The sequence below is a fragment of the Domibacillus enclensis genome, assembly GCF_900156125.1.
GTDB lineage: Bacteria > Bacillota > Bacilli > Bacillales > Domibacillaceae > Domibacillus > Domibacillus enclensis.
The window spans coordinates 49,926-73,534 of sequence record NZ_FTLX01000010.1; the positions used below are offsets into that span (position 1 = coordinate 49,926).

Annotated in this window: 22 protein-coding genes; 14 read left to right on the forward strand and 8 right to left on the reverse strand. The window is 45.6% G+C overall.

Annotated elements, in window-relative coordinates; genetic code table 11:
- Positions 1-17 precede the first annotated feature (17 nt).
- Entirely contained in the window at positions 18-950 is a 933-nt protein-coding gene (locus BW952_RS16765) for a manganese-dependent inorganic pyrophosphatase (protein ID WP_045852314.1), read from the forward strand.
- Positions 951-1,593: 643 nt separating this feature from the next.
- Here the strand turns inward: BW952_RS16765 and BW952_RS16770 are convergent.
- Entirely contained in the window at positions 1,594-2,751 is a 1,158-nt protein-coding gene (locus BW952_RS16770; protein ID WP_045850399.1) for an ABC transporter permease, read from the reverse strand.
- Positions 2,741-3,493 (reverse strand): ATP-binding cassette domain-containing protein, encoded by a 753-nt coding sequence (locus BW952_RS16775; protein WP_045850398.1) that lies wholly within the window; start codon positions 3,491-3,493, stop codon positions 2,741-2,743. Before BW952_RS16775 ends, BW952_RS16770 begins: the two co-directional genes overlap by 11 nt.
- Before the next feature lie 163 nt (positions 3,494-3,656).
- Here BW952_RS16775 and BW952_RS16780 point away from each other — a divergent pair, with 163 nt between their 5' ends.
- From BW952_RS16780 to BW952_RS16795, 4 genes are all read left to right on the forward strand, one after another.
- A complete protein-coding gene (locus BW952_RS16780) occupies positions 3,657-4,355 on the forward strand; it encodes a LytR/AlgR family response regulator transcription factor (RefSeq protein ID WP_045850397.1) in 699 nt (232 codons plus the stop codon).
- A 15-nt stretch (positions 4,356-4,370) separates the two neighbouring features.
- Positions 4,371-5,129 (forward strand): sensor histidine kinase, encoded by a 759-nt coding sequence (locus tag BW952_RS16785; RefSeq protein ID WP_052698401.1) that lies wholly within the window; start codon positions 4,371-4,373, stop codon positions 5,127-5,129.
- Between the two features lie 107 nt (positions 5,130-5,236).
- Entirely contained in the window at positions 5,237-6,076 is an 840-nt protein-coding gene (locus tag BW952_RS16790) for a YitT family protein (RefSeq protein WP_045850403.1), read from the forward strand.
- A gap of 126 nt (positions 6,077-6,202) precedes the next feature.
- Positions 6,203-6,733: a YceI family protein gene (locus tag BW952_RS16795; RefSeq protein WP_045850396.1), complete on the forward strand. Its 531-nt coding sequence runs from the start codon at positions 6,203-6,205 to the stop codon at positions 6,731-6,733.
- Positions 6,734-6,788: 55 nt separating this feature from the next.
- Here the strand turns inward: BW952_RS16795 and BW952_RS16800 are convergent, their stop codons facing one another.
- Complete coding sequence (locus tag BW952_RS16800; protein WP_076496352.1) at positions 6,789-8,531, reverse strand: mechanosensitive ion channel; 1,743 nt, start codon at positions 8,529-8,531, stop codon at positions 6,789-6,791.
- Positions 8,532-8,721: 190 nt separating this feature from the next.
- Between BW952_RS16800 and BW952_RS16805 the strand changes: the two genes are divergently transcribed.
- The 7 genes from BW952_RS16805 (at position 8,722) to BW952_RS16835 (ending at position 15,782) form a co-directional block, all read left to right on the forward strand.
- Positions 8,722-9,831 carry an ABC transporter ATP-binding protein gene (locus BW952_RS16805; RefSeq protein WP_045850401.1) on the forward strand — a complete coding sequence of 370 codons (1,110 nt, stop codon included), beginning with the start codon at positions 8,722-8,724 and terminating at the stop codon, positions 9,829-9,831.
- On the forward strand, positions 9,818-10,621 hold the full coding sequence (locus BW952_RS16810) for an ABC transporter permease (protein WP_045850395.1): 804 nt from the start codon (positions 9,818-9,820) through the stop codon (positions 10,619-10,621). The genes BW952_RS16805 and BW952_RS16810 overlap by 14 nt, the downstream gene beginning before the upstream one ends.
- A 1-nt stretch (position 10,622) precedes the next feature.
- Positions 10,623-11,417: an ABC transporter permease gene (locus BW952_RS16815; protein WP_045850394.1), complete on the forward strand. Its 795-nt coding sequence runs from the start codon at positions 10,623-10,625 to the stop codon at positions 11,415-11,417.
- Positions 11,414-12,484 carry an ABC transporter substrate-binding protein gene (locus BW952_RS16820; protein WP_045850393.1) on the forward strand — a complete coding sequence of 357 codons (1,071 nt, stop codon included), beginning with the start codon at positions 11,414-11,416 and terminating at the stop codon, positions 12,482-12,484. The genes BW952_RS16815 and BW952_RS16820 overlap by 4 nt, the downstream gene beginning before the upstream one ends.
- A gap of 106 nt (positions 12,485-12,590) precedes the next feature.
- Positions 12,591-14,624: a sensor domain-containing protein gene (locus BW952_RS16825; RefSeq protein ID WP_139325456.1), complete on the forward strand. Its 2,034-nt coding sequence runs from the start codon at positions 12,591-12,593 to the stop codon at positions 14,622-14,624.
- Between the two features lie 49 nt (positions 14,625-14,673).
- Positions 14,674-15,288 (forward strand): PH domain-containing protein, encoded by a 615-nt coding sequence (locus tag BW952_RS16830; protein ID WP_045850391.1) that lies wholly within the window; start codon positions 14,674-14,676, stop codon positions 15,286-15,288.
- A 206-nt stretch (positions 15,289-15,494) separates the two neighbouring features.
- Complete coding sequence (locus tag BW952_RS16835) at positions 15,495-15,782, forward strand: rhodanese-like domain-containing protein (protein ID WP_045850400.1); 288 nt, start codon at positions 15,495-15,497, stop codon at positions 15,780-15,782.
- A 416-nt stretch (positions 15,783-16,198) separates the two neighbouring features.
- Here the strand turns inward: BW952_RS16835 and BW952_RS16845 are convergent, their stop codons facing one another.
- The 5 genes from BW952_RS16845 to BW952_RS16865 form a co-directional block, all read right to left on the reverse strand.
- On the reverse strand, positions 16,199-18,106 hold the full coding sequence (locus tag BW952_RS16845) for a beta-glucoside-specific PTS transporter subunit IIABC (RefSeq protein WP_045852369.1): 1,908 nt from the start codon (positions 18,104-18,106) through the stop codon (positions 16,199-16,201).
- 136 nt (positions 18,107-18,242) lie between these two features.
- A complete protein-coding gene (locus tag BW952_RS16850; protein ID WP_045852370.1) occupies positions 18,243-19,676 on the reverse strand; it encodes a glycoside hydrolase family 1 protein in 1,434 nt (477 codons plus the stop codon).
- A 259-nt stretch (positions 19,677-19,935) separates the two neighbouring features.
- A complete protein-coding gene (locus tag BW952_RS16855) occupies positions 19,936-20,361 on the reverse strand; it encodes a hypothetical protein (protein WP_045852371.1) in 426 nt (141 codons plus the stop codon).
- Positions 20,362-20,441: 80 nt separating this feature from the next.
- Entirely contained in the window at positions 20,442-21,227 is a 786-nt protein-coding gene (locus tag BW952_RS16860; protein WP_045852372.1) for an HAD family hydrolase, read from the reverse strand.
- Between the two features lie 29 nt (positions 21,228-21,256).
- A complete protein-coding gene (locus tag BW952_RS16865; protein WP_045852373.1) occupies positions 21,257-21,670 on the reverse strand; it encodes a MerR family transcriptional regulator in 414 nt (137 codons plus the stop codon).
- Between the two features lie 138 nt (positions 21,671-21,808).
- Here BW952_RS16865 and BW952_RS16870 point away from each other — a divergent pair, with 138 nt between their 5' ends.
- On the forward strand, positions 21,809-22,936 hold the full coding sequence (locus BW952_RS16870; RefSeq protein ID WP_231581517.1) for a YegS/Rv2252/BmrU family lipid kinase: 1,128 nt from the start codon (positions 21,809-21,811) through the stop codon (positions 22,934-22,936).
- A gap of 154 nt (positions 22,937-23,090) precedes the next feature.
- Entirely contained in the window at positions 23,091-23,600 is a 510-nt protein-coding gene (locus BW952_RS16875) for a DUF4178 domain-containing protein (RefSeq protein WP_045852374.1), read from the forward strand.
- Positions 23,601-23,609: the final 9 nt, after the last annotated feature.

Genomic DNA, 23,609 nt, shown 5'->3' on the forward strand with positions numbered 1-23,609 from the left:
AAAGTGAGGGAAAACAATTGGGAAAAACATTTATCTTTGGCCACAAAAACCCGGATACAGACACGATCTGTTCGGCAATCGTTTACGCAGACTTGAAAACAAAGCTTGGTTTTGACGTAGAAGCTGTGCGTCTTGGCGATGTAAACGGCGAAACAGAATTTGCACTAAAAACATTCCAGGCTGAAGCACCGCGCTTGATTGAAAAAGCAGCGCCTGAGGTGGAGACCGTTATTCTCGTTGATCACAATGAACGTCAGCAAAGTGTGGATGACATTGATGACGTCCGTGTATTAGAAGTTATTGACCACCACCGGATCGCCAATTTTGAAACAACAGATCCGCTTTACTATCGTGCAGAGCCAGTTGGCTGTACAACAACGATTTTAAACAAGCTTTACAAAGAGCATGGCGTAGCGATCGAAAAAAACATTGCAGGCTTGATGCTGTCCGCGATTATTTCTGATTCACTGTTGTTTAAATCGCCAACATGCACAGAAGAAGATCGGAAAGCGGCGAAGGAATTAGCTGAAATTGCGGATGTGGACGTTGATCAATATGGACTTGATATGCTGAAGGCAGGCGCAGACTTGAGCGGCAAAACAGCAGCTGAGCTGATCGGCATCGATGCGAAAGTATTCCCGATGGGCAGCAAAAAAGTCGAAATCGCGCAAATCAACGCAATTGATCCGGCCGATGTGCTTGCACTTAAAGCGGGGCTGGAAGAAGCGGTAACAGAAGCGATTGTTGAAAAAACACTGGACTTGTTCCTTGTCGTCATCACAGACATTTTAAACAGCGATTCAGTGGCCATCGCCATTGGCGCCGAAACATCCGCTGTTGAAGAAGCCTTTCAAGTGAAGCTTGAAAACAACCAGGCTCTTTTAAAAGGCGTGGTCTCACGTAAAAAACAAATCGTTCCGGTTTTAACAGAAATCCTGCAGGAGCGTTAAAAAAAAGAGCTGTCTTCTTTTGAGGAGACAGCTCTTTTGATGCTGTTGAAAAATGATTATATCAATGAAAAGCAAGTGACCATTTCTCTTTTTCAAAGCCACTGTGCTTGCACGAACATGGTCCGGGCGGCTTCTGCAGGACTTCGCGTTCGGAGGGGCGGGCGGTGAGCTAACTTTTGTCGCTACGCTCCAAAAGTGGATCTCACCTGACCCGCTGCTCCCTCCCGAGTCTCCGTCCTGCGCCAGCCGCCCTTCGTGGGGAGGACAAGCAGCTGGTAAAAACTAAAAAGAAGCGTTCTGAATGCGTCACAACAAACCTCACTCTATTATTCGTGTGAAAAAAGAAAAGACTCTTCTCATATAGCCATTCGTTAGTCGTTGAATAAAATCCGTTTTCAAGCTTGTTATCCTCCCTGTTTCATTAGAATCACTACGGGCGCAGGGAGGCCGGCGGAGACTTCCATGTGACGAGCGGACAGGCTGAAACAGCCACGCACTTTGGGCTGGTTCAGCGTTCGCCACATAGAAAAGCGGAGCCGGAAGTCCGGAGCCCCTGTGTGTGCTTTTCCAAGAAAAAGGGGATCAGCTACTAGATCATTCGAGTTCAATGGCCCATCTCATTGTTACGTCACAGCCTCTTTGGTTAATTCATGACCCACTTGTCTTTTAAAAATAATACTCGCCCGATCACGATGAAAACGACCATTAGCAGCAGGTTGGTTCCGAGCATTAAAGCTAAATGCTCATAGTCAATGACACCAGCGGTTAGTTCTTTTAAGATGCTGAACAAATTTAAGATCGGGATAGCAAAGTGCTGAAAAGAAAGTTCGTTGACTCCGATGCCGGAAATGATCATCACAGGGAAAACGGACAGCATCATAATCGGTGTACTGTAGCTTTGCGATTCTTTGATCGTTTTGCCGAGAATACTTGTCAGCATGAGAATGCCTGCGTTGAACAACGAATAAATGGTCGCAACGAGCAGCGCCAGGCCGATAATGAGTGGAAGCTGGTCTCCGAAGTTGACGGCTTTTTGCAGGTTTTCCGTTAAAAATGCAATTTCAAGCGACACCACTAAAAGAGTCACCAGGCCAGTGATGACGCCAATGGTTGAAATGACCAGCCATTTTGCCAGCAGGAGTGTTGTTCGGCTGACGGGAGTCATCAAAAGTGCCTCCATCGTTTTGCGCTCTTTTTCTCCAGCAAATAAGTCAGAGGCAGCCGGTCCGGCACCAATGCCAATCGCTAACGATAAAATAAGCGGGATCAAAAGAGACAGCATCATCGTAGCACCGCCATCACTTGAAATTTCCTTTTGTTCAATGGAGAAAGGCTGAACGGTTGAGCCATCTATTCCCGCTGATTGCAGCCGTTCGCTGATAATTTCGCTTTCAAACGCGGTTAGGGCTGTGCTGACCGCATTCATTGCAAAAGATGAATTTTCACTGAAGGAGTTTCCGATAATGGAAATGGCCGCAGGGACTCCATTCTGAATATCTTCTGAAAAAGAAGGCGCGGTTACGATGGCTGTTTGGACATCTCCGTCGATCACCGCTTGTTCAGGGTTCTCAGCCGTTTCAATGACGATATTTGGAGAAACCGCAAATAATTGTTCTGCTTCAGAGCGGAACGATTCCTGCACCGCGACCTTGTACGTGTCGTCGCCATCGGTCGAAAGCATGCTGTCGTAAAACAGCGTCAGCCCCGTCATCATAACGATCGGCAAAAAAACAGTTAACAGGAGCGTGCGCCGGTCGCGGAAGCAATCCTTTAATTCTTTCAAATAAATATTAAGAAGCATAATGTGTTCCTCCCCTGACAAGCTTGGACATAAAGATATAGTTTAAGTCGTCGCTGTTTTCTAACGTGTAAAGTGTGTCTAACGCCTCGTGACAAATAAGCTCCCCTTTATGAATCATCGCAACCGAATCACAAAGCATCGATACCTCCTCCATAATATGGCTGGAAAACACGATGGTTTTGCCTTCCCGCTTCAGCTGGTGGACAAGCTGCCTAAACACATTTGATGAAGTAATATCAAGCCCTGTGGTCGGTTCATCGAATAAAATAATATCCGGGTTATGAATAAGTGTCCGGGCAATTGCCACTTTTTGACGCATTCCTTTAGAAAACCCGCCCACTTTCCGGTCCAAATAATCGCGCATACCGAACTTCAAGGCAAGGTCGTCGATCCGCACTTTCGTTTCATGCTTGCTTAAGCCATACAAGGAAGCGAAATACGTTAAATTTTCTCGGGCGGTCAGCCGTTCATACAGTCCGGTTTCACCACCGAATAAAACACCGATCCGCTTTTTTATTTCCGCCGGGTCTTTGACGGTATCAAATCCGGCTACCTCAATGTGTCCATCTGTTGGAGTAAGCAATGTGGCAATAGAACGGAGCAGGGTGGTTTTACCCGCGCCGTTTTCACCGAGAAGCCCGACGACCTGTCCTTCCTGTACGTCAAAAGAAATGTGTTTAAGTGCTGTGACGGACTTTTTCTTGTCTTGAAATTTTTTTGACACGTCCTGAATACGAATCATAGTCAAACCCTCCCGATCATTTTGGTTTTCTTATATAAATCATACAAAAAAAGAAAAGCGGAATCAGCCGTTATGTCGTGAACCGTCCGTTTCCTGTCGTGAAAACAACCATAATCTGTGTGAAAATGGTAAAATAAAGATGAGTAGGATGGAGAGGAACGACATGAGAATTGGACTAGTGGATGATCGAATCATTGACCTGGATAAGCTTGAAGCAATCGTTTCGTCACTTCCGGATGTGGAAATTGTTTTCTCGACACTGCATGCGGAAGAAGCGTATGCGCAAATAAAAAATGAAACGATTGACTTGCTTATTGCTGATATTGAAATGCCTAATTTGTCGGGCTATGAGCTGGCGGACATTATTCACTCGCATGCGCTTAACATAGCGGTTATTTTCGTAACCGGCACAAGCGGTTATGCCGTGCACGCTTTTGAACTGAATGTACACGATTACATTATGAAGCCGTATACGAAGGAAAGACTGTCGCAATCAATCGAGCGGCTTATTGAAAAATCAAGATCCTCCGAGATGACAGGGCGCCTTTATATTAAACAGAAAAATGATATTCATATTATTCAAAAAAAAGAAATCGTGCTGATTGAACGGTCCGGACGTTCGACGACGATTTACACAAAATCAGGTCCTATTAAAACCTACCTGACATTAAATGAACTCGAAGGAGAGTTGAGAGAACGGGATTTTCTTCGTTCTCACCGATCCTTTATTATTAATATTCATTTTGTGAAGAACTTTTCGCTATATGCAAAAAATTCATACGTGGTGACATTTGAAGGCCTGGTCGAAAAAGCAATGATTACGAAAGAGAAGGTCGATTTCTTGCAGAAAAATTATTTTTAATCGTGGAGGTATAGGATGATTGGTTTGCTATTGCTGTTCCTGGCAGCGACAATGGCTTTTGCGTTTTTCATTTATCGAAAAGCCGCCCGGTGTGAAAAGGAGCTGAGTCAGCTTCGAAAAGAGCGCATCCAGATGAATGAAGCTTTTTTGCAGGTGCGGAGCGAACGGCACGATTTTTTAAAGCACATTGCGGCCATTCAATTTATGCTTGAAACACAAAAGTCAGCGGAAGCCGCAGCGTACACGGATACGCTGATTGATGGATATAAGGAAACGAACGTGTCGATTCAAGGGGAGAAGGGAGCAGTTGCGGGTATTCTGCACCATATGTTTTGCCGGGCGAAAAACAGCCATATCGACATCACATATGATCTTGCTATCCCGCTTTCTTCTCTTCCGATTCCGGAAACGCATCTCGTTGTGCTGATCGGCAATATATTGGAAAACAGCATAGAAGCCTGTGAAGCATGGAAGGAGGAAAAGCAAACTCAAAAGCAGCCATTGATTACATTGCAGCTTTCAAAAAGAAGCGGCCTTTATTTGCTGACATGTACTAACAGTTCACCTGCCCTTCCTCGGCGTATAACGGACCGGTTGTTTAAAAAAGAAGGGGTTACGACGAAAGGAAGGAAGTATAAAGGGACAGGCACATTCATTATTATGCGGTGTGTGAAAAAGTACGATGGCTTTCTTGATTTTGTTCATAAAGATGAATTGTTTTCTCTGAAAATTAAAGTGCCAGATATCGTGACAGACGATGTGGTAAAAAAATAAAAAATTGATATAATCAAAAAAACAGAAGGCAAGGGCGTGAGTGTTTGAACGAAGAACAGCTGGCAGTACAGCAAAGCGTCATTCGGCGGCAACACCAGAAACTGAGCATGAAGCGGCTGCTGAAGCGGGGTCTTTTTATTTTTATCGGTGCCATCCTGATGGCAATTGGCATTGAAATTTTTCTTGTTCCGAACTTGATCATGGACGGGGGGATCGTTGGAATCTCGATCATTTTATCCAGTTTAACGGGCATCAAGCTTGGACTCTTCTTATTCTTATTAAACATTCCATTCTTTTTCCTCGGCTACAAGCAAATCGGAAAAACATTTGCCCTTTCTACTGTATTCGGCATTACCATTTTGTCGGTTGCAGCGACGTTTCTGCATCCGGTTGCGGCCTTTACCAGTGACATTATCCTCGCCGCGGTCTTTGGCGGCATCGCGCTTGGAGCCGGTGTCGGCATCGTCATTCGCTATGGGGGATCACTTGACGGAACGGAGATCTTAGCGATTCTTCTTAATAAAAGGTTTCCGTTTTCTGTCGGGGAGATCGTTATGTTTTTTAATATCTTTATTTTTGCATGGGGTGGATTTGTATTCGGCTGGGACCGGGCAATGTATTCGGTGCTCGCTTATTTCGTTGCCTTTAAAACGATTGATGTCGTCATTCAAGGGCTGGATGAATCGAAATCAGCCTGGATCATCAGCGATCAGTATCAGGAAATCGGCGAAGCCATTATTGCTCGGCTTGGACGCGGCGTCACCTATTTAACGGGTGAAGGTGCGTACACAGGGGATGAAAAGAAAGTCATCTTTTGTGTGATCAACCGTTTGGAAGAAGCGAAATTAAAATCAATTGTAGAAGACATCGATGAAGGTGCGTTTCTTGCTGTAGCCGACATCGCGGAAGTGCGCGGCGGGCGTTTCAAAAAAAGAGATATCCATTAAGTACCCTTTCATACGGGTGCTTTTTTATTTTTACAAAACTTTTATGATATTTATCTTGAATTCAAAATAATAATTGTGTATAGTAAGGTAAGTAAGTTACTTTTATGAATCAAGGAGGAATGGAAAATGGCAACATTTACATTGGATAAAGTACACAGCGGGATCGCGTTTCAAGTAAAGCATATGATGGTATCGAAAACAAAAGGGGAGTTCACAAGCTTCGATGTGCAAATCGACGGCGACGTAAGCAATCTGGAAGCTGCAAAATGGACGGTTACAATTGATGCAGCATCAATCGACACGAACAATGAAGACCGTGACAACCATCTTCGTTCAGGCGATTTCTTCGATGTGGAAAACCACCCTCACATTACATTCGTCAGCGACTCCATTAAAAAAGCATCGGATGATGAATACGAAGTAACAGGCCAGTTAACCATTAAAGGTGTAACAAATACTGAAACATTTAAAGTCGAATTCAACGGTACATCCAAAAGCCCGATGGACGGCAGCACAATTGCCGGATTTGACGGAGAAGGAAAAGTAAACCGTGAAGCGTACGGCTTAACATGGAACGCACCACTTGAAACAGGCGGCGTGCTTGTAGGCAAAGACGTGAAATTCAGCGTGAACTTTGAATTTGTTGTAGGTGAATAAAAAAAAGCGTTCCTGCGCATTGCAGGAACGTTTTTTTTATGGAGAAAGCCGCTTATTAATAGCGGTCGTCGTCTTCCCAGTCTTCATTTCTTAAATCCGTGCGGCTTGGATTCGAGAAGTTGTCTGAATCTGGATGATCGAACAGCTGCGTTTCTGTGTCCGGCTTGATTTCCTCTGCCGGTTTTGGGGCTGTCGATGAACGATCGGACTGCTGCTTCATTTCATTTGCTTTTGTTTTCGCTTCTTGCTTCATTTGTTCTTTTTCCTGCTTGGCTTTTTCTTTTACTTCTGAAAAATCGGTGTCGTCAATTTTTGAATCTAGTTGACGCAAGTACTTGGCCGCTGTTTCTTTGCCCCCGAGTCCAAAGGCAAGGCCAAAGGCTAGAGCAAGTCCACCGAGGATGAGCATAAACGCGGTGTTCACGATTGAATCGGCTACGCCGAGCTGATCCAGCGCCATAAAGAGAGCGAAGATGATCACGGCATATTTAGCAATAGAGCCGAGCAGACGGAAATCGGAGCCAGACAATACGTTGCGCAGAACACGCTGCACAATATTGCCGAGAATGATCCCAACTGCAAGAATCAGTACTGCTGCAATGACACTTGGCAAATACGAAACGATTCCTAGCGCCAGCGTGACAAGGAATTCAAGGTTAATGATCTGCAGTGCTTCTACTGTAAACAAGAAAATGATAAAGATTTGCACGATCCATGACAGAAGCTTTGCTGGTGTCATGCTGCTTTCGTCAGCCGTCCAGCTGCCGAGGTGAAGGTTTTTCGTTAATGAATTCACGCCGGCCTTTTGAAGAAGTTCTTCAGTAAATTTCGCCGCCCATTTGGCGACCCAAATGCCGACCATAATGAGAACAACGGCGACAATAATGTTCGGAATCATCTCAAGGACACGATTGAGCATATTGATCGCAGGCTCAGACACACCGCGCAGTTCAAGTCGCTCAAGTGCTGTGATGACCACAGGAATAAGGATCAGAACGTAGACGACGGTTCCGACAATCGACGCCAGGCTCATGCTGTCACCTGATTTGCCGATGCCCGCTTTTTGTGCGTAGCGGTCAATACCGGCTGCGCTTAAAAGGTTCGTTACGAGATCACGGACAATTTTAGCCACAAGCCAGCCGATCGCAAGCACAATGACAGCTGAGAAAAGCTTCGGAATAAAGGCAAGGAAGCTGTCCAGCATATTTTCAAATGGTCCGGCAATTCCATCAATATTCAGCGCATCGAGAACGCCCGGAATAAACATGAGAAGAACGAGATAGAAAACGACCTTTCCTGCTGATTCTACAAGCCGTCCAGCCTGGGCATCCGTATCGGCCAGGTTTCCTTTTTTCATCCATTTGGAGACTTTGAGCTTGGCGCCTCCTTTTGTGATAATCGCTTTTAAAATGGAAGCAGCGATCCAGCCAATTAAAAGAATTAAAGCGGCTTTCAGTACATTCGGGATAAATGACGTCATCGTTGTAAACATGGAAACAAGCGGTGAAGCAATGATCGTCAAGTTCAATACGTTAAAGAATAAAATAAAGACGAAAATAAGCAGGATGTAGTAAATTACTTTCCCGACAATTTTCTCAGGTGGATATTTTTCGTTTCCAATTCCCGCTTTTGAGAAAAAACGGTTGTCTGCGTTGGTCTTTTTTAACGCTTTTTCCACTCCGCTGCCGATTAATTTTGCGACAATCCAGCCGATCAACAGGATGAGAAGCGCCATGAGCAGGTTAGGCAATTCATTCATGTAGCCATACCAGCCGTTCCAGAACATATTATTGTTCATTGATAAAATCCCCCCTTTTTAAAATGGTTGTTCCCCATACTGCTTCCCATTGTGAAGGAATGAATAACCTTATTTTTTAAAAAATGTTTGAAATAATCGAAAAATAGTGTGTTTGGAGGAAATCCGTTATAATTTGACAGGAAGTAAAAAAGCGTGTTTCAGCTCGCTTCATGAAGGGATTGATCCGAAAATGGAAAGCATTATCCGGTTTGATGGGGTATCCAAGTCGTACCATCGAAGTGAACCTGTTTTAAATAATGTCAGTTTTGAATTAGAGCGAGGAAAGTTTTATACGCTGCTCGGTCCATCCGGCTGTGGGAAAACAACGATTTTGAGGCTGATCGCAGGGTTTACAGAACCGACGGAAGGCAGTGTGTTTATAAACGGAAAGCGTATGAACAAAGTGCCGGCAAACAAGCGGCAGGTAAATACCGTTTTCCAGGATTACGCCCTGTTTCCGCATTTAAACGTGTATGAAAACATAGCCTTTGGCCTGCGGATTAAAAAAATGAAAAAAGCGGCAATAGATGAAAAGGTGAAAGAAGCGCTGAAGTTTGTGAATCTGTCCGGATATGAGAACCGTGAATTGTCCGAGATGTCGGGCGGTCAAAAGCAGCGCGTAGCGATTGCACGCGCGATCGTCAATGAACCGGAAGTGATTCTCCTTGACGAGCCGCTATCCGCGCTGGACTTAAAGCTGCGGACGGAAATGCAGTATGAGCTGCGTGAGCTTCAGCAGCGGCTCGGCATTACCTTTATTTTCGTTACACATGATCAGGAAGAAGCGCTCGCGATGAGCGACGAAATTATTGTTCTGAACGAAGGAGAAATTCAGCAAAGCGGTACGCCAATTGATATTTACGACGAGCCGGTCAATCGGTTTGTGGCTGACTTTATTGGAGAGTCCAATATTCTGAAGGGAACGATGATCAAGGATTACGAAGTGGAATTTACCGGACGCCGCTTTCAATGCGTCGATCAGGGGCTTCGTCCGAATGAACCGGTCGAGATTGTCATTCGCCCGGAAGATGTCAGCTTAACAGGAGCGGACGAGGGCAAAATTCAAGCCGATGTTGATTCCCAGCTTTTCCGTGGGGTTCATTATGAGATTTGCTGCTACGATGTGAACGGAAGCGAATGGCTTGTTCATTCCACGAAAAAAGCAGTCGTTGGCGAAAAGGTTGGATTGGATTTTGAGCCGGAAGCGATTCATGTGATGCGCTTGAATGAAACAGAAGAAGAATTCGACAAACGGCTTGAAAGCTACGGAGCTGGGGGCAGTGTGCATGGAGTCGAATAACCGGGCCATTTACTGGGTTCCTTACGTTCTCTGGATCGCATTGTTTGTCGTCGCACCGATTCTGCTTATTGTGTATTATTCCTTTCAAGGACTGGACGGGGAATTTACGCTCGCCAACTACCGAAATTTCTTTACACCGGTTTATTTAACGATGACCCTCAGCTCGTTCTGGTATGCGTTTCTCATTACACTGTTTTGCCTGCTTATTGCGTACCCGGCGGCTTACTTTATTACACGTTCGAAGTATAAGCAATTGCTGCTCCTGCTCATTATATTGCCGTCGTGGGTGAACCTGCTGCTGAAAGCCTATGCGTTTTTAGGCATCTTCAGCACATACGGGGCGGCTAACAGCTTTTTAGAAGTAGTGGGCATTGGCGCAAAGCAGCTATTGTTTACTGATTTCAGCTTTGTTTTTGTGTCTGTGTATTTATTTATTCCTTTTATGATTTTACCGATCTTCAATGCATTGGATAAGCTGAATCCGGCGCTTGTTTACGCATCCCGGGATCTCGGCGCTTCCTCATGGACGACATTCCGCAAGGTGGTGATGCCGCTCACTTCTTCAGGTGTCAAAGCGGGCATACAAGCCGTTTTTATTCCGGCGCTTTCCTTATTCATGATTACGCGCCTGATTGCAGGAAACCGGGTTATTACGCTTGGGACAGCAATTGAGCAGCACTTCCTGGTGACGCAGGACTGGGGAATGGGTGCGACCATTGCGGTTTTTTTAATTTTGATTATGGTTGTCATTATGATCGCAACCGGTACACGGAAGAAAGGAGTGATGTAACATGGCACTGTTTTGGCCGCGCGCTTATTTAGCGTTTGTGTTTATCGTTTTATATGCGCCCATTTTTTACTTGAGCTTTTATTCCTTCAACAGCGGCGGCACAATGAGCAGCTTTGATGGATTTACGCTTGACTGGTACAAGGAGCTGTTTAGTGATTCCAGGCTGCTCGTTATTGTGCTGAATACCTTGATTATTGCGCTTCTGTCCGCTGCGATTTCGACCATTATCGGCGTTCTCGGGGCGCTGGCCATTGTGTATGCACGTAAACGGCTGTATCAACATATCCTGCTTTCTTTAAACAATGTGCTTATTGTCAGTCCGGATGTCATTATTGGTGCGTCCTTTTTGATTTTATTTACGATTATTGGCATAAACCTGGGCTTTACATCGGTTTTGCTCGCTCACATTGCTTTTTCCGTACCGATTGTGGTGATCATGGTGCTGCCGAAGCTTGAGGAAATGAGCAGCTCGCTGATTGATGCAGCACGCGACTTGGGTGCTTCGCGGTTCGACATTTTAACGAAGGTGATTCTGCCTTACATTACGCCGGGTATTTTCGCTGGCTTTTTCATGGCACTTACGTATTCACTCGACGATTTTGCCGTAACCTTTTTTGTGACGGGGAACGGCTTTACGACGCTTTCTGTGGAGATTTATTCACTGGCGCGGCGAGGTATTTCTCTTCAAATCAATGCACTGTCCACGCTGCTGTTTTTATTCACCATCGTACTCGTTATCGGGTATTATTTCATTCAAAAGCGAAATGAAAAAACAGCGGTGGGGGTGCGGAAATGAAAAAACTGATGCAGGCACTCATTGCTGTCGTTATCATCGCAGCGGTTTTATTTTATGCGGTTCACCGCTTAAACGCATCGACAGGGCAGACGGCGGGCAATACGCTTACCGTTTTTAACTGGGGAGATTATATTGACGCCGAGCTGATTGATCAATTCGAGAAGGAAACCGGCGTGCAGGTCATTTATGAGACCTTCGATTCCAATGAAGCGATGCTGACCAAAATTGAACAGGGCGGCACGACGTATGATGTAGCGGTGCCGTCCGAATATACGATTGAGAAAATGAGAGAGCAGGAGCTGCTTTATCCAATTGATCATGCCAAGGTGCCAAACCTTCGCTATATTGATGAACGGTTTATGGATCTTCCATTTGATCCTGGCAACGAGTATTCTATTCCATACTTTTGGGGGACGGTCGGGATTTTGTACAATACCGACAAGGTCCAAAGTGAGATTACCGCCTGGAACGACTTGTGGAAGCCGGAGTTCCGCAATGAAATTCTCATGATTGATGGCGCCCGGGAAGTCATTGGAATGGGGCTGAACAGTCTGGGGTATTCACTCAATGATACGAACGAAGCACATTTGCAGGAAGCGAAGGCGAAGCTGGACGGTCTGACACCGAACATTAAAGCCATCGTTGGAGATGAAATCCGGATGCTGATGGAAAACGATGAGGCATCCATTGGTCTTGTCTGGTCCGGTACAGCTTCAGAATTAATGTGGAAAAAGGACAATCTGGAATACGTAGTTCCGGAAGAAGGCTCCAATCTGTGGTTCGACAATATGGTCATACCGAAAACAGCGAAGAATATCGATGCGGCGCATGCCTTCATTAACTTTATGCTCGATCCGGAAACGGCTGCGCAAAACGCGGAATATGTCGGCTATTCCACTCCGAATAAAGAAGCATTAACGTACATGCCGAAAGAGATGGTCGAGGACGAGCGGTTTTATCCACCGGCTGATTTAACCGAGCGTTTAGAGGTTTATGAAAATTTAGGGCCTGAGATGCTGTCTCATTACAATGAACTCTTTTTGAAATTTAAAATGCACCGGAAATAACCCCATTTTTTGGGGTTGTTTTTTATTGTCAAAAAAGAAGGGCGATTTGTTTTTTTAACAAAAATTATATGTATAATAAAGAGAGAGTAGAAAGGACGTGGGCTTCGTGAGGACGGACTGGCTATCGAAATTCACGATAGTAGAAAGCATGGATCTGCTGGAAAGCCAGATCGCCGTCATTGATCAGGACGGAGTTATTGTGGCTGTAAACCGGGCGTGGACATCGTTTACGGCCTCAAATGATGGAGATATGGTCACATCGGGGCTAGGTGTGAATTATCTTACTGTGCTTGAGGAGGCTGGTGAGGATCTTGTGAGCCGGCAGATAAGAGACATTCTGCAAGGGAAGGCCAGTCAATCGGCGTATTCCTATCCCTGTCATTCCCCAGAAGAAGAGCGCTGGTTTTGCATGAAAGCCGTGCCGGTAAAAAAGGATGACGTTTTATACGGAGCCCTTATCATTCATGAAAACATAACGGAGACGGAATTATATAAACAGGAAACAACTGAAGTGCTGGAGAGCATGACAGATGCGTTTTTATCCATCAATGAACAACTGTTCATTACTTATATAAACAGTGGAGCAGCACAGCTCATTCAAAGAAAAAAAGAAAATGTGATTGGCCGCCATGTGCTGGACGTGTTTCCGGAAGCAGTGGAGACCGAATTTTTTTCTCATTATGAGAATGTGTTTAAGACAAAGAAAGCCGCACGGTTTGAAGCGTACTACCCGGCTTTGTCGACCTGGTTTGAATCAAGTGTATACCCGCAGAAAAATGGCGGCTTGACGGTTTATTTCAAAGACATTCGTGACCGGAAAAAAGCAGAAAGCCAGCTGCGGCGGGCTGCTTATTTTGACGAATTGACCAATTTGCCGAACCGGCGTTTTTTCATCAAGCATTTGCACCACATGATTGAAGCGAAGCAGCAAAAGGGAGAAGGCTGCGCCGTTCTTTTCATGGACCTGGACGGGTTTAAAAACATAAACGATACGCTCGGTCATGATACGGGTGATGTGCTGCTGCAGGAAATTGCGGTGCGTCTCCGTGATAAAGCGGGTCCTGATCATTTTGTCAGCAGGCTTGGCGGTGATGAATTTTTAATTATTTTCAGTGGGGCCTCCAATGACGAAGAGGTGCTGGCTTTTACAGACCTCCTGCTGTCGATTGTGAAGGAGCCCATCCTTATTGACCAAAATGCCCCGTTATATATAACAGCAAGTGTCGGCATCAGCTTATATCCGGTGGATGGCGATACACCCGATGAGCTGATGAGAAAAGCAGATATGGCGATGTACCAGTCGAAAAAGCTAAAAGGGAATCAAGCGGTTCTTTTTCATGATGAGCTCCATCAGCACCTGGAAAGGCGCCTATATATAGAAGAGAATTTAAAAAATGCGGCAGAAAATGATGAAATCTTCTTTATGTACCAGCCGCAGGTAAATGCCCGAACCGGGAAGATCATTGGCTTCGAGGTATTGTCCCGGTGGAAAAGCGCGAAGTTCGGCTGGATTTCACCTGTGGAATTTATTCATATTGCAGAAGAAAGCGGTCATATCGCGGATTTAACGAGAAAAATGATGAAGGAATCTTTCGCTTTTTTTCAAAAGTTGCGGACAGATTGCGGCTTCAGCGGCTTTTTATCCATTAATCTTTCTTCCAAACTGCTAACAGATCCTGGATTTGCCGAGGAAGTAAGGACGTTATATGAGCAAATGAACTGGCCGAAGGAAACGCTGGAAATTGAAATTACCGAAAGCGTGCCGTTGTTTTCCTCTGAGCACGTGTTTGATAATTTGGAGGATTTTCGAAAGCAGGGTATATGTGTGGCAGTTGATGATTTCGGAACGGGGTATTCCGCCCTTTCTTATTTGCACGACTTTCCCCTTGATAAAATAAAGGTCGACAAGCAATTTGTTGATCAGATTGATAAAAGCAGCCGGGGAGAAGCGCTTCTTTCTTCGATTCTGCACCTGGCGAACAGTCTCGACTTGCTAGTGATTGCGGAAGGAGTCGAAACGAAACGGCAGCTGGACTGGCTCGTATCGAGAGACTGCTTTCGGATTCAGGGCTACTACTATTATCGTCCGCTTGGAGAGAAGGAAGTAACGGCCCTTTTTGAAAAAACTGAAACTTTTTAATCGAAATCACGTATTGGGTACAAGATACCAAAAAAGGAGATGGTCGATTATGTTTGGAAAAGTGGCAGCGGATGTACTGGGGTTGAGTGATGTAGGAGCCGTCATTAAACCGGCGGACTATGATAAGGTGGATGCAGATGATTACATTATGCACGAGGACAATGAGAAAATTTACTTTCTCATTAAATCAAAAGCGGATGAATACTGCTTTACGAATCTAGGACTGGTTCATGTAGACGGGGCCAATGCAGTCAGCAAAAAACGAATGCTTCGCCGTTTCAATTACGTCACAAACCGCGTTTCAAATGTCTATCTCGAAACAGCTGGAACCGTGGATTTGGACGTGGAAATTAAATTCACCCTCGGGAATGAAACGTACTCGATTGACGTGCATAAAAAGCATTTAGAAGAATTAAAGGACTTGTACAAGGCCCTTCAGAAAATCGCGGAAATGCAGCGCGAAAATGAAATGTACCTCGGCTATGCCCAGCAAAGCCTGGACATGTCAGCGAGCTCGATTAAAAACATCACAAAAGCACAAATCGATTTGTCAGCAGAGTTCGAAAAAGTCAATGCCTATGCATTTGACTGGCTGAAAAAAACGAGCGAAGAGTACCGGGTAAAAGATTTTGGCGCGGTGTATGAAAAATACATTAATAATTAAAAGCGGTCTTTCATGTATGAAAGACGAGAACCTGTTACGAAATGATCCAGCGATTTTGAAAAAAATCAGCTGGATCTTTTTTTATTTTTGAAAGAGCAGAAGGTGAAGATCATATTCGATAATGGCTTTAAATCTTTTTCTTTACATACCCCTTGTAGTATTTTATAATATACCCATAAAGGTATAAAGAGGAGGAAAAGAAAATGATAAAAGAAACAACAGCACAAGAGGTAGAACAGAAAGTAAACGAACTGACGATTCTAGATGTACGGGAAGAATCGGAAACAGCGGCAGGCATGATCCCGGGAGCATTAAACATTCCACTCGGCCAAATTTTGACGAGCCTGGACAAGCTTGATCAAAATAAAGAGTACACGGTCGTTTGCCGAAGCGGCAACAGAAGCAGTCTTGCCTGCGAGTGGCTCAATTCAAAGGGCTTTAAAGTAACGAATATGAATGGCGGCATGATGGCGTGGACGGGCGAAACCGTATAAAGAGAGCAAAGAAAGAGCTCCTGCAAAAGCAGGGGCTCTTTCTTGCTATTGAAAAAAATTGTCAATGAAAACCAGATGGCAATTTCTCTTTTTAAAAGCTAATGTGCTTGCACGAACATGGTTTGGGCGGCTTCTGCAGGACTTCGCGTTCGGAGGGGCGGGCGGTGAGCTAACTTTTGTCGCTACGCTCCAAAAGTGGATCTCACCTGACCCGCTGATCCCACCCGAGTCTTCGTCCTGCGCCCCACAGAAAAGCGGAGCCGGCAGCCCGGAGCCCCTGAATGTTCTTTTCTAGAAAGATAATAGTCTTTATTTTGCCTATAAAAAGGAAATGCCATAAAAAAGACCTGTATTCCCTTGACACGTTTGTTATTCAACACTAAGAAAGAGCTCCTGCAAAAGCAGGGGCTCTTTGTTTAGCTTAATAAGGGAGACGGAGGAGATAAAACGTCTTCGGATGCCTTTGTGGACAAAGCCAGTAATGGTTCTCCGGTGTGCATGTTCCCTTGAGGAACAGGTTCAATTTTGTTGTACTGGTCTGTATTGGTAATGATGATCGGTGTAATCAAGTCATAACCGGCTGCTTGAATCGCTTCCATATCAAACGAAACAATTTTATCGCCTGGCTTTACAGCGTCGCCTTCATTCATATGAGCTGTAAAGTGCTGGCCGTCCAGTCGAACGGTATCAAGACCGATGTGAATAAGCACTTCAGCCCCCTGGTCACTCGTAAGGCCGATTGCATGCTTTGTTTTAAAAATCGTCGTGATTCGGCCGTGTACAGGAGAAACAACTTCACCCTTTGTCGGGAAAATGGCAATGCCATTGCCCATGATCCCCTGTGAAAACGTCGCATCACTAACCGTATCAAGGCTCCGCACCTCTCCTTGAATCGGACTGAGAACATGTTCTGTTTGAACAGTTGCTTTATTCAGTTCAGGCGGATTTTCTGGAGAAGGGGCTGCTGTATCGTCAGCTTCTACATCCTGAAAGCCGAGGAAGTAGCCTGCGATCATCGCCGCCGCAAAAGCAATCACAAGCCCGATTAGCGAATGAACAAATGTAGGGCCAATCAAAACCGGAATGCCTGGCAAACCGGCATTGCCTGTGATTACAAATGCTTTAGCACCGGTTAGCCCATTGTAAAAACCGCCTGCTGCGCCGCCGATCATGGCTGCGACGAATGGTCTCTTCAGCTTCATATTCACCCCGTACATCGCCGGCTCTGTAATACCCATCAAGGCCGTGATGCCAGTCGTGAAAGAAAGTGATTTGAACTTTTTGTTTTTCGTTCGAAGAGAAACAGCTAAAGCGGCACCTGCCTGGCCCATATTGGCGACAAACATGGCTGGAATCATATAATCAAAGCCGTTTTGCGCAAGCCCATTAATAATAATAGGGGAAAGAGCGTAATGCATGCCGGTCATGATAATCAAGGAGAAGGTAGCTCCGAGTAAAATCGATGACACGATGGCTGCGTTGCTGAATAAGAAATTAACGCCAGTGGATAAGTAGTCTCCGATGATCGTGCCGAGCGGACCGACGGCAATTAACGTAAACGGCACAATGATTAACAAAGTCAATGTTGGCACGACGATTAACTTTAACGACTGGTGTGTGATACGGTCAATCCACTTTTCAACATAGGAAGCTGCCCAGATGGCGAGAATAATCGGAATAACGGTTGACGCATAAGTGGCCACGACTGTTACGGGAATCCCGATAAACGACACACTTTCACCCGTAGCGAAAAGCGCCGCCAGGTTCGGATGAAGAATAGCGGCCCCAATGGACGCTGCGATAAACGGGTTGGCGTTAAACTTTCTCGCTGCACTAAATGCCAATAAAATAGGAAGGAAGTAAAAGGCCCCGTCGCCAACGATCGTTAAAATGGCGTACGTCTGGCTTTCGGCGGTTAACCACCCAAGTGTGACAAAAAGGGCAAGAAACCCTTTGATCATCCCGGCTCCGGCAATGGCCGGGATAATTGGCGTGAAGATGCCGGCGATCACTTCAAATATAGCGGAGACCGGATTTTTCTTTTCCTTTGATTCAACAGCTATATTTTTATCTGTGCCAAGTGAGCTGTTTTGAAGGAGTGCCTGGTGTACTTTCGGCACGTTGTTGCCAATAATAATTTGAAACTGGCCGCCGCTAATATTGGTGCCCATCACACCATCCAGCTTTTCAATGCCAGCCCGGTCAGCCCGGCTGTTATCAGATAAAGTAAAGCGCAGGCGCGTCATGCAGTGCACGACGCTTTGCACATTTTGTTCTCCTCCAACCAGCTGTAAAATATCCTTTGCTAAGTCCGTATGGTTCATCCAGCTTGCCTCCTGTATCCATTTTTCCATAAAAAAACCTAAATCGCAGCGTACACAAAAATGGATTTTGTGACGAGCTGCCATTTAGGTTTTGCCTGCTTTACCAGTCACAATCCTAAAGAAGTGATTGAGTCAATTATAATTCGCTGCCGTTCGTTGCGATGACATTTTGATACCAGTAGAACGATTCCTTTTTCTTGCGTTCCAACGTACCGCTTCCGTCGTCGTGCTTATCCACATAAATAAAACCGTAGCGCTTTGAGAGCTCGCCTGTTGATGCGCTGACCAGGTCAATACAGCCCCAGCTCGTGTAGCCGATCAAGTCAACACCATCTTCAATCGCTTCACCCATTGCTTGAATGTGCTCACGCAAATAGTCAATGCGGTAATGATCCTTAATGGAGCCGTCTTCCTCGACCTTATCAACAGCCCCAAGTCCGTTTTCAACGATAAAAAGCGGCACTCTGTAGCGGTCATACAATTGATTAAGAGAAATTCTTAATCCCTCTGGATCAATTTCCCAGCCCCATTCGCTTGCTTGAAGAAACGGGTTTTTAACGCCTGAGAAAATATTGCCGGACGCTTTTTCTTCGTCTGTTTTAACCTTTTTTTCAGTACGGGACATATAATAGCTGAATCCAATATAATCAACCGTATGCTGTTTCAACAGCTCCAGGTCACCATCTTGAATGTCGAGCTCAATGCCGTTTTCTTTAAAGAAACGTTTTGTAAAAGCAGGATACTCGCCGCGCACTTGAACATCGCCGCAAAGATAATTAAACATTTGCTCTTCCTGCAGCGCATGCATGACGTTCGCCGGCTGGCAGTCAATCGAATACACAGGTGCATACACGAGCATACAGCCGATTTGAGAGCCCGGAATGATGTCATGTCCTGCTTTAACAGCCATGCTGCTGGCAACAAATTGGTGGTGAAGCCCCTGCAAGCTTTCCTGCAGCCGTGTTTCCTCGCTGTCAGGAGAAAAGCCGAGCCCTAAAATTGGATGAAGGATGGCGCCGTTGATTTCATTAAAGGTCATCCAGTATTTCACTTTGTTTTTATAGCGGTTAAATAAGGTCCGGGCGCAGCGGTCGAAGAAGCCGACCACTTTCCGGTTTCGCCAGCCGCCGTATTCTGTAATCAAGTGAAGCGGAATTTCGTAATGAGAGATCGTCACAACTGGCTCAATGCCGTGCTTGTGAAGCTCATCGAATACGCGGTCGTAAAAAGCCAGCCCTTCTTCGTTTGGTGCTTCCTCGTCTCCTTTTGGGAAAATGCGCGACCAGGCGATCGACATCCGGTACGCCTTAAAGCCCATCTCAGCAAAAAGCGCAATGTCCTCTTTGTAACGGTTGTAAAAATCAATGGCTTCGTGATTCGGATAATGGAACTGTTCCTTGTCCATTTTAAAATCAAAGCCCGGATTGGAAATGATGCTGTAGCGAACTTTGCCTCCTGGAAGCACGTCAGCAAGGTTCAAGCCCTTGCCGCCCTGGTCATATCCGCCTTCTAATTGGTTAGCTGCTGTTGCGCCGCCCCATAAAAATCCTTTTGGAAATTGATTCATCATGCTCAGCTCCTTATGTAATGTGAATGTATGTACGGATAACGTGAAAATAGCTTGCAAAATCGACCGGCAGGCAATAAAAAAAACCTAAACCGACCGGGCGAAACAACTGGTTTAAAGAGTGCACTCTTTAAACGGTGTTTGCAAAATGGTCAATTTAGGTTTTGCCTGCCGAGCAGTAACAATCCAACTGAAAATGAAATTGTAAGCGTTGTTTAATTTTATAACATGTGAAAACAAAGCTGTCAAGAAAGGTTATTTATCAATAATCCACTGTGACCGATTTTAGCTCGTCCGGTTCACACGGCAAAATGGTATAGCCAAGTTCTTCTACTTTTCCTTTCATGCTGCCGGAGCAGTCAGGTCCAAGCACGAGAAACGTCCGGTCCCGCTGCACTTTGTCACGAAATGACGAAAGCATGCCGAAAAGGGCAGAGGTTTTTTCTTCTGACAGTGATTGTGTGAAGGAAGAGGTGGATTCCGTCACAGGCACAATCCAGAGCTCACACGCATTTTCCGTTTGAAGCAGCTGCTCAAATACATCTGCTTTTTCTAGCGGTGTGCGCATCGTGTCGTCACGAAGCTCATAAATTTCTTTTTCAGCTAAGGATGTGTCCGCAAAGGGACGGCTATTTTTTTCATCGAAAATTTTAATATCTAATTTAGACGGTTCAAACTGCTTTTCCATATATATGTTCTCTCCTCTTACCCCAAAACAGGCAAATGATCTTTTTCCTGATCATTTACCCGTCTGTCAGAATAATAAACCTACTCGATCAAGGAAAGAATATCTTTTAGGCGGCTCAGCTGATGAACCGGATTGGCGCCTTCAATCACCTTGCCTTCACCGTGATCAATCCAGGCAGACTCGATGCCTGTGCGGGTTGCGCCTAAAATATCCGTGCCCTGATTATCGCCAACCATTAAAACATCCTCTGGCTTAAGATCCATTAACCGGAGCGCATGCTCAAAAATGGCTTTTTCCGGCTTGCCAAAACCAAAATGGCCCGAGATCAGGACATGCTCGAAGTAAGGAACAAGCTCTGGTGTCATCGTCAGTTTTTCAAGCTGCAAGGAGGGCGCTCCATTTGTGAGAAGAAGCAGGCGGATTCCTTTGTCCCGCAGCGTGTTTAGCACATCATACGTTTCCTCGTAAACAAAAGGGGACTGGCGGCGGACTTCACGGAACCGCGCGCGTGCCCACGTCCCCTCGGATTCAGGAATGCCGGCTGCCTTTAAGCCGTTTTCCCACGCTTTCAGCTGATAATCGGCAATTTGATCACCCATGGACCGGAAGCCGTTATGGTGAACGTCTCCAAAATCCCCCCAGAGCCCTTCGAAGGGGTTAATGCCGATGGACACTGTGACCGGATAAAAATCATACGTTTCGTATTGCGCCCTTGCCGCAGTACGGACGTGTTCCTCGATTTCCTGGGCGTTTTTCTGAAACTTGTCAGCTAATTCACCGCATGTCACATCGAATGCGGTTTGGATACTCCTTTTATCGTCCAGCAATGTATCGTCAAGGTCAAAAAAGATGGCTTTTTTCAACATACAGGTCTCCTTTTATGCATAGTAAAGCATTATTTCGACAAAAATCGCAAAAATCCTGCTTTAGGGCGGGAAAAAAATAAAAAAGAGGGAGGCGTGTAATCTGGAATGTGATGAGCAGGAAGTCTGGAAATCCGGACGGTCAGCTCATCATACAAGGCCATTAACTGGTCCTGGCGCTGCTCAATCGATGCAAGGCGGTCTTCGATGAGTGAAATGTATGCCTGCTGGCCGATGGCATTTGCAGCCTGGCCGGGAGGAAGCTCCTGGCTGGCGGCTGTGTCAATCAGCTGACGCAAGGTTGCCAGCTCTTTATCGTCAAAAAGTCGTGCATTGCGTTTGCCGGATTCAAACCGGAAGCCGGCTCCTTCAAGGGCCATCACATATTTTCCAAGAGTCGATGGGCTGATATTCAGTGCAGCTGCTGCCTCTTTTGTTGTATGCATAAACGATCCCTCCTTTTCTTTACTTAAAGGAATTCCCCATTTTCGCCGTTTTTCCTTTCACTAGTTTTAGCGAAAAAGCACGTATCCAGAGGTTCTTTTCGCCAATTTTCGGGTATAGACCGTTTAGGTGAAAAATTTATGAATTTAGTCAGCTGGACGTATACAAAACGCTACAATATTAAAGCTGTTTTCGACCGGTTTCCCAACTCCAACGTCATTTTTCGTTTCATTCACACGTATTACTTTATTTACATCGTAAATTGGTCAGACCGGGACCCTCCGGTTGAAAAAGTGGATTTAGAACAAATGGAGCTCCTGTTAAATGATGAACTTGGAACCGGCCGTTTTTATCGGAACAGACGATCAAGAAGCCAGGGAGGAACGAAACGAATGAAACAAGCGATGATTATTGCCAATCCTTCTTCTGGAAAAGAAGAAGCCGAAACACACATTGACCAGATCAAAGAGCAGCTGCAGCAAAAAGGATTTAAAGTGGAAACGAGGCTGACAGAGGGGCCGGGTGATGCAACCAGATTTGCGAAGGAAGCATGTGATCAAAAGCTTGACGCCGTTATTGCAATGGGTGGGGACGGGACAATGAATGAAACGGTAAACGGCCTTGCTGAACAGCCGCACCGTCCGGCGATGGGTGTTGTTCCGCTGGGTACTGTCAATGACTTCGCGCGTGCCTTGAACATACCGCTTGAGCCTGAAGAAGCGATTACGGTCCTCGGCGGAAGCACAAAGCCTGCCGATGTTGCTAAAATTAATGATCATTACTTTTTAAATATACTGGCGATTGGAGGGATTGCCGAGGCAACAGGAGAAGTGACCTCCGCACAAAAAACAACGCTTGGACCGCTCGCCTACCTGGTAGAGGGGCTGAAAACGCTAAAGGAAAAAACACCGTTCCCGATAACGATTGAGGCAGACGACCAGGTATATGAAGAAGAAGCGCTTATTTTTCTTGCCGCACTCACGAACTCAGTAGGCGGCTTTGAAAAGCTGGCACCGGATGCAGAAGCGGCAGACGGTTTCTTCCACTGCTTTATCGTAAAAGACGTTGCATTGCCGAAGCTTCTGCGGATCGGCACCAATTTATTAAAAGGCGATTTCCAGGAAGACCCGGATGTCCTTTATTTCCGGACGAAAAAAGCCAAAGTCCGCTCCTCCATTGAGCTGACCGCTAATGTGGATGGCGATCTGGACGACCCGGTTCCATTTGATCTGGAGGTACTTAAAGCGCATATTCAAGTATTTGCCTGACATTAAAAGAAGGACCGCCGGAATGTGAATGCACCGACGGTCTTTTTTTCCTGTTTCATGATAAATGCCGTCTTTTACCCGAAAAGGAATGATATACTCAAAAAAATGAAACTCTTCCATATGCTGTCCGTATGTAAAGTGAGGTGAGACATTCATGAGTTTTTGGAAGCGGCTTTTTGGCGGATCAGACGAACCCGTAGCAGAAGCAAAGGAACGGACATTGCGTACGCTGCGTGTCGGTGACTTTGTTACGTATGATCTGGCTGATTATGAAGTAACCGGTAAGATTCAGTACAATGACGACGGGTACACGTGGGATGCGTATCAGCTGGCAGCAGACGGGAAAACACTCTGGCTTAGCGTGGAGCTTGATGATGAACTGGAAGTCGGGATGTATGAAACGATTCGTGTACCGGGTCTTGAGCCGGGAACGAAAAAAGTCACTCACGATGGACGAACGTATTATTTGGAAGAGCAGGGCCGCGCTTATGTAAAGGCAGAAGGACGCAGCGAGAATGTTCACGGCAAAAATGTCGATTACTATGACTACACAGATGATTCAGAAGAGCATTTTTTATCGGTTGAAGTGTGGGGCGGCGACGTGGAAGTCAGCTATGGATACGAAATTGAAGAATATGAAATCACTATTTTAGCGGGAAGCTAACCAACATTG